The following is a 12226-nucleotide window of genomic DNA, read 5'->3' as shown; positions in this document are numbered from 1 at the left end:
ATTACCCCCTAATTTTTACCTTTCTTCCTTCTACTTTTACATTTCCTTCAGAAATGAGCTTTATAGCCTTCGGAAGCATTTTATGTTCTTCTTCTAATACTCTTTTTTGAAGACTTTCTGCTGTATCATTATCTAAAACTTCTACTGCCTTTTGAAGAATAATAGCCCCTGTATCTGTACCTTCATCTACAAAATGTACAGTACATCCTGATACCTTTACACCATACTCAATAGCTCTTTCATGAACTTTTATTCCATACATTCCATCTCCACAAAAAGATGGTATTAAAGATGGATGTATATTTATAATTTTGTGATTGTATTTTTTTAGTAAGTCCCCTTTTAATATAGAAAGCCATCCTGCTAAAACAATTAAATCTACTTTTTCTTCTAAAACTTTTAATATTTCATCAGATAACTTTCCCTTGTACTGTTTTCTATCAAAAACATATGTTTTAATTTTATGATTTTCCGCTCTCTTTATTGCATAGGCTTTGGGATTGTCTGTTATAAGTGCTTCTATACTACAATTTAAATATCCACACTCTACTGCATCTATAATAGATTGAAAGTCTGTTCCGCCACCAGAGGCAAGTACCGCTACTCTAAACACAATCCCTTTTCACCTGCTTTCACATAACCTATTTTATAAGCCTTTTCTCCCATGCTTTCCAAAGATTTTATTACGTCTTCTGAATCTTTATCCTCTACACAAACTACAAATCCTATACCCATGTTGAAAGTATTAAACATATGCTCTTCACTAACCCCTAATGTCATCATATATTTGAAAATTTCAGGAATATTAAAACTGTTTTTATTAATTACAGCCTTAAAATCACCTTTAAACATTCTAGGTATATTTTCATAAAAACCTCCACCTGTTACATGAGCCATACCTTTTATTTCAAATTTCTCCATAAGTTTTTGTATTGGTTTAACATATATTTTAGTTGGCTTTAAAAGCACATCTCCCATATTTTCTCCATTAAAATCTTGGTCTAAATCTGTAATTAATTTTCTAACTAAAGAATATCCATTACTATGTATTCCTGAAGAAGCTATACCTATTAAAGCATTCCCTTCTTTTATTTTGCTTCCATCAATTATTTCATCCTTTTCAACTGCTCCTACTGCAAAACCTGCTATATCATATTCTCCTTCACTATAAAAGCCTGGCATTTCCGCTGTTTCTCCACCTATTAATGCACAGCCTCCTTGCATACAACCTTCTGATACGCCTTTTACTAAATCCGCTGCTACTTCTGCTTCTAACTTTCCACAAGCTATATAATCTAAGAAAAATAAAGGTTTTGCACCATGGCATAAAATATCATTTACACACATAGCCACACAATCTATTCCTACAGTATCATATTTTCTTTTTTTAAAAGCAATAGCAAGTTTAGTTCCTACTCCATCAGTTCCTGAAACTAATACTGGATTTTTGTATTTTCCTAATTCAAACATACCAGCAAAACTTCCCAAATCACTTATTACCCCTTTTGTAAAAGTTCTTGAAGCATAATTTTTCATTAGCTTAACAGATTTATAACCTTCTTCTATATTAACTCCTGCTTCTTTATAAGTTGTCATAATAATACCTCCATATTATTTTTCTAATCTATCTTTTTCCGCTTCCATAGGTGCTGATATAGGATATACTCCACTAAAACATCCCATACAAAATCCTCTATCTTCTCCTAAAGATTTTAAAAGCCCCTTCTTACTTAAATATCCTAAAGTATCCGCCCCTATTTCCTGTCTTATTTCCTCTACAGTTAAACTAGCTCCTATAAGATCTCTTCTATAAGGTGTATCTATTCCAAAATAACATGGATACTTTACTACTGGCGAAGATATTCTAAAGTGAATTTCTTTAGCTCCTGCTCTTTTTAAAGATTCCACTAATCTTCTACTTGTAGTTCCTCTAACTATAGAATCATCTACAATTACTACTCTTTTTCCTTCTATATTAATTTTAAGAGGATTTAACTTGACTGTTACTGCTCTTTCTCTAAGTTCTTGAGTAGGTTTAATAAAAGTTCTACCTACATATTTATTTTTAATAAATCCTATACCATAAGGAATACCTGAAGCCTTTGCATAACCTACTGCAGCTGGAATACCTGAATCAGGCACACCAATTACTATGTCTGCCTCTACTGGACTTTCTTTAAATAATTGTTCACCTGCTTTTACCCTAGCAGTATACACATTTATTTCATCCATAGTACTATCTGGTCTAGCAAAATAAATATACTCAAAAGAACACACTGTTTTTTTAGTTTTTTCAGCAAAATTAATAGACTTTATACCTTCTTTATCTATAATAACTATTTCTCCTGGTTCCACATCTCTTATAAATTCTCCCCCTAAAGAATCTAAAGCACAACTTTCAGAACTTAATACATAACTATTGTTTATTTTTCCTATACAAAGAGGTCTTATACCATGTTGATCTCTTATACCTATTAGTTTATCTTCTGTAAGAATTACTATAGCATAAGAACCTTTAACTGCTTGTATTGCATCTACTACTGCTTTTTCTACACCTTTTTTAGCTCCCCTAGCTATTAAGTTTAATATTACTTCTGAATCTATAGATGTTTGAAATATTCCCCCAGCATCTTCTAATAAATCTCTTATAATATCTGCATTAGTTAAATTTCCATTATGAGCTATAGCTATTGAACCTAACTTAAACTCACTTAAAATAGGCTGTGCATTACTTATTCTACTCTCCCCAGTAGTTGAATATCTTACATGACCTATAGCAGATTTTCCTTTTAAATTTTTAAGAAACTTTTCATTAAAAACATCACTTACAAGACCCATATCTTTGTGGATATTTAACTTTTCTCCATCAGACACAACAATTCCCGCACTTTCCTGTCCCCTATGTTGAAGAGCATATAATCCATAATAAGTTATAGAAGCTACATCTAAGTTATCTTCTTCTGTAGAAAAAATACCAAACACGCCACATTCTTCCTTAAATTTATCTTCTTCGAATATATCTTCTTGATAACCTAATGTATGAAAATTCTTATTTACTATCTCCATAATTTTTTACCTCTCAACTAATTATTTTTACTTATTCTTTTTAATATTTCTACGTAGGCTTCTTTAACATCTCCAAGGTCTCTTCTGAATCTATCCTTATCAAGCTTTTCATTAGTATTTGCATCCCATAACCTGCAAGTATCTGGTGAAATTTCATCAGCTAAAAGTATTTCTCCATTAAACTTTCCAAATTCTAGTTTGAAATCTATAAGCTTTATAGATTGTTTCATAAAGAAATCTTTTAATATATTATTAATTTTTTCAGCTATAGAATATATTTCTTTTAATTCATCAAAAGTAGTAACTCCAATAGCCACTGCATGATAATCATTCATAAGAGGATCCCCTAAATCATCATTTTTATAGCTTATTTCAAATACTGTAGTCTTAAGCTCTTTTCCTTCTTCTAATCCTAATCTTTTTGCCATACTTCCTGCTGCTACATTTCTTACTATAACTTCAAGAGGAATTATGTTTACCCTTTTACATAATTGCTCTCTTTCACTTAGCTTTTTAACAAAATGAGTTTTTATACCTTCTTTTTCTAAAATTTCAAAAAGCATAGATGTAATTTGATTATTTAAAACACCTTTATCTTCTATTGCACCTTTTTTTTCTCCATTAAAAGCTGTAGCATCATCTTTGTAATATATAACAACTTCATCTTTATTATCTGTAGCATAAACTTTTTTTGCCTTTCCTTCATAAAGCATTTCTTTATTTTTCATTTAAAATTCAGCTCCTTTTTCACTTTCTTCTATAAATTTTTCTTTCATATTTTTTCTATAAACTTTTAATTTTTCATTTAGTTCTTTATATTTTAAAGCAAGTATTTGTACTGCTAACATTCCTGCATTATAACTATTATTTATTCCTACAGTAGCTACTGGTATTGATTTTGGCATTTGAACAATTGAAAGAAGAGAATCTAGACCATTTAAAGCTGCATTTATTGGTACTCCTATTACAGGAAGAGTGGTTAAAGAGGCTATAACCCCTGGAAGATGTGCTGCAAGACCGGCTCCTGCTATTATACATTCAAAACCCCTTTCATCAGCATTATTTATAACTTCTACTAATCTTTCTGGAACTCTATGGGCTGAAAGTATATATGCTTCATATTCTACACCAAATTCTTTAAGTGCTTTTGCTGCACCTTTCATTATATCTGTATCAGATTTGCTTCCAAAAATAATTGCTACCTTCATTTTTATCCTCCTTTATAAGGAATAAATTTTCCTATCTTTACTACAATATTAACATATAGAATTTCATAATTCAATATATTTTAAATTATATTTACAAAAATATTCGTGTATATTTTTTTGTTTTTATATTATTTTCTTTTTAATATTCGTTACATTACGAACATTAAAATTTATGTAAAAAATTAAAGGAAATCTTCAGAAAATATAGAATATACTATAATATATAGTTGTTTTTTATTGGAGGGATATGTTACATGAGTAAATTATATTATTGTGAGGAATGTAAAAGAGTGCTTAATAACGCTAATACTTGCTCTTATTGTGATAGCAACAATATTAGGCAAGTTAAAATTGGAGCTCCTGTAAACGTTATAGGTACTAAATTAAAAGGACGTGTTTTAAAAATAAAAGGATATAATGCTAGACTTTTAATTAGAGACGAATTCAAAAAAAAGTATGTAAAAACCTATTCTTCAGACAAGCTTAGAAAAGTGCTATGATGTAAAAATTGCTATGCAATTTTTTTAGTTGAGAGTTAAGAGAGAAGAGTTAAAAGTTGTGGAGAATTTTTCTCTATTGCATTACGGAAAATTCTCCACAACTTTTAACTCTTCTCTCTTAACTCTTAACTAAAAAAAGTTATATAAAAATTTTAAACTGATAAAGTTAATAATCTTATTACAAACAGCACTGCTAAAATTACCATTGTTACAGATACTTTTTCTTTTTTACCACCAAAAATATTAAATATAACATAAGCTATAGTACCCATCATTAATCCATTAGCAATACTATAAGTTAAAGGCATTAATATTATAGTTAAAAAAGCAGGTATTGCTTCTGTAAAATCATAAAAATCTATATTAGTAATATTTTGCATCATGAAAAGTCCAACCATTATAAGTGCTGGAGCTGTTGCACAACTTGGAATAGCCATAAATATTGGTGCAAATAGTAAAGAAATTAAAAATAATACTCCTGCAACTACAGCTGTTAACCCTGTTCTTCCACCTTCTGCTACACCAGCAGAACTTTCTACATAAGTAGTTACTGTGGAAACACCTAAAGTTGCTCCTATAGTTGTTCCTATAGCATCTACTAAAAGAGCTTTTTTAGCATTTTTAACATTTCCTTTTTCATCTATCATATTAGCTTTAGTTGCTACACCAGCTAATGTACCTATTGTATCGAAAAAGTCTACAAATAAGAATGTAAGCACTACTGATGCAAATCCTAATATTGCTTCACTGTTACTTATAAAAGAAAAATCTAATTTTCCCGCTATAGGTGCTATACTATATACCTTTCCTAAACCTGTAGGTAAAAATATTTCATATTGTGCTGCTAATTCAGGTCCTTTTACCAATGCAAAAATCCAAGCTACAATTGTACTAGATAAAATTCCCCAAAGTATAGAGCCCTTTACATTTCTATGAACTAATACTCCAGTTATTATAATACCTATTACACAAATAAGAACTCTAGGATCTCCAAAGTTACCTAAAGCAACTAAAGTGTTTTTGTCTGCTACAACTATTTTTGAATTTTGAAAACCTATAAAAGCTATAAACAATCCTATACCAGCACTAACAGCTATTTTTAAGCTAGCTGGAATAGAGTTTACTACTAATTCTCTTATTTTAGTAAGAGACAATATAATAAATATAAGACCTTCTACAAATACTGCTGTTAACGCTACACTCCAATGAACTTTCATTATTGCGCATACTGAAAATGCAAAGAAAGCATTTAATCCCATTCCAGACGCTAATGCAAAAGGTAAGTTAGCATAAAAACCCATAAATATTGTAGCAAACCCTGCTGTAATACAAGTGGCTGTAACTAATGCACCTTTATCCATGCCTGTTGTAGATAAAAGCATAGGATTAACTGCAATTATATAAGCCATTGTTAAAAATGTAGTTATTCCTGCAATTACTTCTGTTTTTACATTTGTGTTATTTTCTGACAATTTAAAATATGATTCCCAAAAAGAAGTTTTTCTTTTTTCCATTACTTTACCTCCTATTATTTATGTTTGAAAATAAAAAACTCTGTTTTTTATTCACTATAAGCGAATCTAAAACAGAGAAGGGTTTAATATGCAAAAATTAGACTTACCTATAGTCTAGAAATTTATGGTTTCTAGGTAGATACTCCTAAACCTTATTATTAGGATTATATAGATGATTAATTTCTATTCAATTTACATTGTATATAATAACATTCCAAAGCACAAAAGTCAACATATTATTACATTTTATATACGAATATTCGTATATTTAAGGATTACATAGGCATTATACAAGCAATTATTCGTATTAACATGAACATTTTGTTATATAAACTAAATTTTGAATTATATAAAACCAATTTGTTGAATAAAAAATAATTGATATAATTAGCAGATAAAAAATAATTTAAAGTAATCTGTATAAAAATAATAAGGCAGCCTCATAAAGAGAGTTTGGAAATAATTTGAATGAATTTTAGACAATCTTAGAAGAAAAAATAAAAAAACTCCGTAATTCATCACAGGACGTGATGAGCCAATTTCCGCCCCAAGGACGGGGCATAAATTGGGTAGGAGTTTTTTTTATTTTTTATTCTTAGAGTGTCTTAATGAAATGACTTATTTCCAAACTCTCTTTATGAGGCTGCCTTATTATTTTTATACAGATTACTTTAAATTATTTTTTATCTGCTAATTATATCAATTATTTTTTATTCAACAAATTGGTTTTATATAATTCAACAACTTTAAAACATAAAAATACACCTTAGAGAAATCTTGTTTAGGGAGACAGATAATACTCTAAGATGTATAGTTTTACTAAAAAAATAAAAGGCCTTATTAAATTTTAATAGCCTCTTTAAGAAAATACTCTGTCCTTTTACCTGAGAGTTTCGCTGAAAAATCAGCTTTCTCCTTCGGTGACTTTTAAAAGTCTCTCCAGAGGCTCGTCAGACAACAGTTCTTTTACCTGAAAGTTTAACTTCTTCGGTGGGTAAAAATACCTCTCTCCTGCTATCTTCATTCGATTGTATTAAATTTATATAAAACCACAGTCAACTATATAGTAGTAAATAAAATTGCTTTTGTCAATACCCAAAATTTATATATAAAATACCCTTTATACCATTTAATTAATACACACTTAATGTTTTATTATATATTTATTTATTAAGCCAATCTAAAGCTCCTTGTGCTAAAAGTGCACTACCTTTCCAAAATACATCTTCATCTACATTAAACTTAGGAGTATGGTGAGGATGAACTATTCCCTTTTCTTCATTAAACGCTCCTAAGAAAAAGAATGTTCCTGGAACTTCATTTAAGAAATAAGCTATATCTTCTCCACCCATGGAAGGTTCTTTTAGTTCTATTATGTTTTCTTCTCCTATAATACCCTTTGCTGTTTCAACAAAATCTTTTGTAAATTCTTCATTATTTATTACTGGAGGTGCTCCCCAAACAACTTCAAATTCGTAGTCACCTCTCATAGCTTTAGTTATTCCTGCTGTTATTTCTTCCATACGCTGTACAATCATTTCTCTTTGCTTTTGATCTACTGCTCTAAAAGTTCCCTCTATCTCAACATAATTTGGAATTACATTATATGCAGTTCCTCCATTTACTTTACCAATAGTAACTACTGCAGGATGAGTTGGCTTCATTTCTCTGCTTACTATTGTTTGAAAAGCTGTTATTACTTGTCCAGCTATAGCTACTGGATCCACTCCCACATGAGGCATAGCACCATGACAACCATGACCTTTAATTTTAATATAAAATCTATCGAAAGATGCCATTATCTTATCATAACCTACACCTATTTGTCCGTCTCCTACTTCACTAAATATTGATCCTATATGAAGTCCTAATACTGCATCTATTTTAGGATTTTCTAAAGCACCATCTTTTATTATTGCCTTAGCTCCTTGAGCACCTTCTTCGTTAGTTTGGAATATAAGTTTTACACTTCCCTTTAATTCCTCTTTGTGTTTATTTAATATTTTGGCTGCTCCTAAAAGCATTGCTGCATGAGTGTCATGTCCACAAGCATGCATATTTCCATTAGTTGAAGCATATTCTACTTTTGTATCTTCTTTAATTGGAAGAGCATCCATATCTGCTCTAAGTGCTATTACTTTTCCCTCTTTTTCTCCTTTTATAATTCCAACTATACCTGTTCCTCCCATATTAGTCTTATACTCTATACCCATTTTTGATAACTCATTAGCTACATATTTAGCTGTTTCAGGTAAATCAAATCCTACTTCTGGAATTTGATGCAAATCTCTTCTCCATTTAACTATTTCATCTTGAATTTGTTTTATTTCTTCTACAACATTCACTTTAACTCTCTCCTTTTTATTATAATATTTAATAAATAAATTTCTCATTATAAATTATCAGTAGCTAATTAAAAATTAAGCTGTTACTTCTTTATCTTTATTTAAATTTTCTTTATTATACATAATCTTAGCTACAACAATAGTTCCAAATACAGAAGCTATTATAAGTACCCAAGATGGCAGTTTTGTAGTTAATCTAAGTACTGCTGGAATTCCTATTCCCACTACTCCTAACTTAGGATACTTTAGGGAAAACTGACCAAATACTGCTCCAAATATAGCTGGTACTGTGTAATTTTTAAATGCATCTGCTATAGTTGGAGGAAGTACTTTTATAAGAGCTGCTCCCACAAAAGCTGCTAAAGTTACACCTATTAAATTAGTAATTATTGAACCGGTTATTCCTAAAGTTGATACTATTTCTGCTTCCTTTGTAGCTGGTTTTGTTTCTGTGGCTTCTAACGCCATAGCTGCACAAGGTATTCTTACATTAGACATATTTCCAGATAAAAAAGATAAATAAGTTCCTGCTAATCCAAAAATAGAATAATAAGATATAGGTTCTACTATATAAAATGCTCCAAATAAAGAAGCAATCATTCCCCAAGACTTTAATATAGTTGAAATATTAGGTATAACTCCATGTGCAAAATATAAATAAAAACAAGGTAAAAAACTAGTTACAGCTCCTAGTAGCAAAGTTATCATTCCTACTTTTATAACTGGTTTATTCCAAACTTCATTAAATTCTCTATTATCCATCTATTTCACCTCCAAAATCTAATAAAATAAAACTGCTGCTGTCATGCCTATTAACATAGCAATTCCTAAAGTATATTCTTTTATCTTTGGTGCTTTTTCTGCTATTTTAGTAAGTATCATCATACTAATAGCACCTACTATTACTGCAACCAAATTTCCTCCACCTTTTACTATGTCCCCTGAGTTTAAGTATCCAAATACACCTAGCATTGCGGCTCCACTTAATATAGCTAGCCACTTTGTATCATTTCCACCTACTTTTTGGCGTATCTTTTCTAATTTATGAGTAAAAAGTCCTGCAACTAAAAGCCATCCTACTCCATTTAAAGCCATTGTCCACCATGATGTAGCTAAAGCATTTAAGCCATAGTCTGCTCCTCCAAAAGTAACTCCTGCTGCTTCAGCCCCTACTTTTGCTGCAGTAAGTTCTGTAGGAGCAGAACCTATCATAGAAAGTCTAAGCCAACTTAAAGGTCCTCCTATAACCGACATCATTCCTACCATTACTATAAACACTGCAATACTAGGTCCTATAGCTGTTACCATACCTGTTTTGAAAGCTTTTTTACAAGTTTCTTCTTTCATTCCTAATTTCTTGGCAGTTTTATTAGCTAATTTTATAAATATTAGTGATTGAGTAACTACTACTAGTACTGTAATAGATGCAGCAACCCATACTCCAAATTCATTTGCTACCTTTAAAATTTCTGGATTCATTTTTATACCTCCATAATTACTTTAATTTCATATAAATAATTTCATGTAAATTCTTATTTTGTTTATTAAATTAATTTTTTCAAATTTTATACAGTATATATGAAAATTTTTTAATACTTATCAATGCATTGATAAAAAAAATCCAGAGAAAATTTTTCTCTGGATTGTGAAAAGGGTAATAATAATAAAAGCCATGTGCATAAATATACACTTGACCTCTAGTTATCTTATAACTCTAATCTCTGTCCTTTTACCTGAGAGTTTCACTGAATTAATCAGCTTTCTCCTTCGGTGCTTTTAAAAAGTCTCTCCAGAGGCTCGTCCAATAACAGTTCTTTTACCTGAAAGATTAACTTCTTCGGTGAATACACTTAAGTATCTCTCTCCTGCTATCTTCATCCGATTATTTATTCGATTTTCTCAATGTGTTACTTTTAGTATATGTATACTATAGTAAAATTAAAAAGGTTTGTCAACACTATTTTAAAAATTTATTATTTTAGATATATATATTTTTTTAATATTTTAATAATATAATTATTTTTATATTAAATCAACAATATTATATATCTAAAATTATTAATTTAAAAAATAATTCACTATAATAATAAAACTTTAAAAATTAGTTGCTAAAATTACACTTTAAAAGGCTGTTAACAAATTGTATTTGTTAACAGCCTAATTTAAAAACATTTATATTTTTAATCATTTTACAAATTATATATTTATTTATTAAGCCAATCTAAAGCTCCTTGTGCTAAAAGTGCACTTCCTTCCCAAAATACATCTTCATCTACATTGAATTTAGGAGTATGGTGAGGATGAACTATTCCCTTTTCTTCATTAAATGCTCCTAAGAAAAAGAATGTTCCTGGAACTTCATTTAAATAATATGCTATATCTTCTCCCCCCATAGTAGGTTCTTTAAGTTCTATTATATTTTCTTCTCCTATAACTTCCTTTGCTGTTTCAACAAAACCTTTTGTAAATTCCTCATCATTTATCACTGGAGGCGCTCCTGGAGTAATTTTAAATTCATATTCTCCTCTCATTCCTTGAACTATTCCTGCTACTATTTCTTCTATTCTATTTTTAATATATTCTCTTTGTTCCTTATATACTGCCCTAAATGTACCTTCAATTTCTACATAATTTGGAATTACATTATAAGCAGTACCTCCTTGAACTTTTCCAATAGTAATTACCGCTGCATGTGTTGGTTTCATTTCTCTACTTACTATTGTTTGAATAGCTGTTATTATTTGTCCAGCCATAGTTACTGGATCTATTCCCAAATTAGGCATAGCACCATGGCAACCTTTCCCTTTTATTTTGATATAAAATTTATCAAAAGAAGCCATTATTTTTCCATATCCTATACCTATTTTACCACATTCTACTTCACTAAATATTGCTCCTATATGAAGTCCTAGTACTGCGTCTACTTTAGGATTTTTCAAAGCTCCAGACTTGATTATCTCTTTAGCTCCATGACAACTTTCCTCATCTGCTTGAAATATAAGTTTTACAGTTCCTTTTATTTTATCTTTATGTTTATTTAATATTTTTGCTGCACCTAAAAGCATTGCTGTATGAGTATCATGTCCACAAGCATGCATATTATCATTAGTTGAAGCATAGTTCACTCCTGTATCTTCTTTAATTGGAAGTCCATCCATATCTGCTCTAAGTGCTATTACTTTTCCTTCTTTTTCTCCTTTTATAATTCCTACTATTCCGCTACCACCCATATTAGTTTTATATTTTATTCCCATTTTTGATAATTCATTAGATACATAGGCTGCTGTTTTAGGTAAATTCAATCCTATTTCTGGAATTTGATGCAAATCTCTTCTCCATTTTACTATTTCCTTTTGAATTCTTTTTACTTCCTCAACAACATTTATCATAATTAATCCCCCTTTTTTTATAACCCCATTTATAGCCGCTTGCAAAACCCTAAACCCGTTAGGGTTCAAGGATTTTTAAGCTTTATCAAAAAGGATTTCCCCCACTTAATGTCGAATATATATAATAATCACAAAATATAAATTCTTGGAGGTATCCTTATGATCAATATTAAAAACCAAATTCATCTCTGTGACGTTTATGAA

11 protein-coding genes and 4 riboswitches are annotated in these 12226 nt (G+C 29.9%); of the genes, 1 reads left to right on the top strand and 10 read right to left on the bottom strand.

The annotated features are described in order from the left end of the window. Position 1: 1 nt before the first annotated feature. The 5 genes from purN to purE are packed head-to-tail and all read right to left on the bottom strand — an operon-like array spanning position 2 to position 4274. Positions 2-613: a phosphoribosylglycinamide formyltransferase gene (gene purN, locus CLOACE_RS05255; RefSeq protein WP_070109989.1), complete on the bottom strand. Its 612-nt coding sequence runs from the start codon at positions 611-613 to the stop codon at positions 2-4. Further along, positions 601-1596, bottom strand: a complete 996-nt coding sequence (purM, locus tag CLOACE_RS05250) for a phosphoribosylformylglycinamidine cyclo-ligase (protein WP_070109988.1) — start codon at positions 1594-1596, stop codon at positions 601-603. The genes purN and purM overlap by 13 nt, the downstream gene beginning before the upstream one ends. A 15-nt stretch (positions 1597-1611) precedes the next feature. Next, positions 1612-3066, bottom strand: coding sequence for an amidophosphoribosyltransferase (gene purF, locus CLOACE_RS05245; RefSeq protein WP_070109987.1), 1455 nt, complete (start codon positions 3064-3066; stop codon positions 1612-1614). A 17-nt stretch (positions 3067-3083) separates the two neighbouring features. Beyond that, positions 3084-3794 carry a phosphoribosylaminoimidazolesuccinocarboxamide synthase gene (purC, locus tag CLOACE_RS05240; protein ID WP_070109986.1) on the bottom strand — a complete coding sequence of 237 codons (711 nt, stop codon included), beginning with the start codon at positions 3792-3794 and terminating at the stop codon, positions 3084-3086. Continuing rightward, positions 3795-4274: a 5-(carboxyamino)imidazole ribonucleotide mutase gene (gene purE, locus CLOACE_RS05235; RefSeq protein WP_070109985.1), complete on the bottom strand. Its 480-nt coding sequence runs from the start codon at positions 4272-4274 to the stop codon at positions 3795-3797. Between the two features lie 254 nt (positions 4275-4528). On the opposite strand from purE, the gene CLOACE_RS05230 reads away from it, so the two are divergent. After that, the gene (locus CLOACE_RS05230; protein WP_070109984.1) at positions 4529-4774 is read left to right on the top strand and encodes a hypothetical protein; all 246 of its coding nucleotides are present in this window, start codon (positions 4529-4531) and stop codon (positions 4772-4774) included. A gap of 152 nt (positions 4775-4926) precedes the next feature. Here the strand turns inward: CLOACE_RS05230 and CLOACE_RS05225 are convergent, their stop codons facing one another. From CLOACE_RS05225 to CLOACE_RS05205, 5 genes are all read right to left on the bottom strand, one after another. Beyond that, positions 4927-6288, bottom strand: a complete 1362-nt coding sequence (locus CLOACE_RS05225) for an NCS2 family permease (RefSeq protein WP_070109983.1) — start codon at positions 6286-6288, stop codon at positions 4927-4929. A 90-nt stretch (positions 6289-6378) separates the two neighbouring features. Then, positions 6379-6480, bottom strand: a riboswitch (purine riboswitch). 670 nt (positions 6481-7150) lie between these two features. Beyond that, positions 7151-7241: riboswitch (glycine riboswitch) on the bottom strand. Positions 7242-7451: 210 nt separating this feature from the next. Continuing rightward, complete coding sequence (locus tag CLOACE_RS05220; RefSeq protein WP_084027557.1) at positions 7452-8633, bottom strand: M20 metallopeptidase family protein; 1182 nt, start codon at positions 8631-8633, stop codon at positions 7452-7454. Between the two features lie 75 nt (positions 8634-8708). Continuing rightward, positions 8709-9395, bottom strand: coding sequence for a hypothetical protein (locus CLOACE_RS05215; protein ID WP_070109981.1), 687 nt, complete (start codon positions 9393-9395; stop codon positions 8709-8711). A gap of 18 nt (positions 9396-9413) precedes the next feature. Continuing rightward, positions 9414-10112 carry a DUF5058 family protein gene (locus tag CLOACE_RS05210; protein WP_070109980.1) on the bottom strand — a complete coding sequence of 233 codons (699 nt, stop codon included), beginning with the start codon at positions 10110-10112 and terminating at the stop codon, positions 9414-9416. 240 nt (positions 10113-10352) lie between these two features. Next, a riboswitch (glycine riboswitch) is annotated at positions 10353-10428 on the bottom strand. 3 nt (positions 10429-10431) lie between these two features. Next, positions 10432-10511, bottom strand: a riboswitch (glycine riboswitch). Positions 10512-10837: 326 nt separating this feature from the next. Then, positions 10838-12022, bottom strand: coding sequence for a M20 metallopeptidase family protein (locus tag CLOACE_RS05205; protein ID WP_070109979.1), 1185 nt, complete (start codon positions 12020-12022; stop codon positions 10838-10840). Positions 12023-12226: the final 204 nt, after the last annotated feature.

Source organism: Clostridium acetireducens DSM 10703 (assembly GCF_001758365.1).
Taxonomy (GTDB): Bacteria; Bacillota; Clostridia; order Clostridiales; family Clostridiaceae; genus Clostridium_C; species Clostridium_C acetireducens.
Note: the sequence above shows the minus strand (reverse complement) of the source record. Positions and strands in the feature narration are given on the sequence as shown.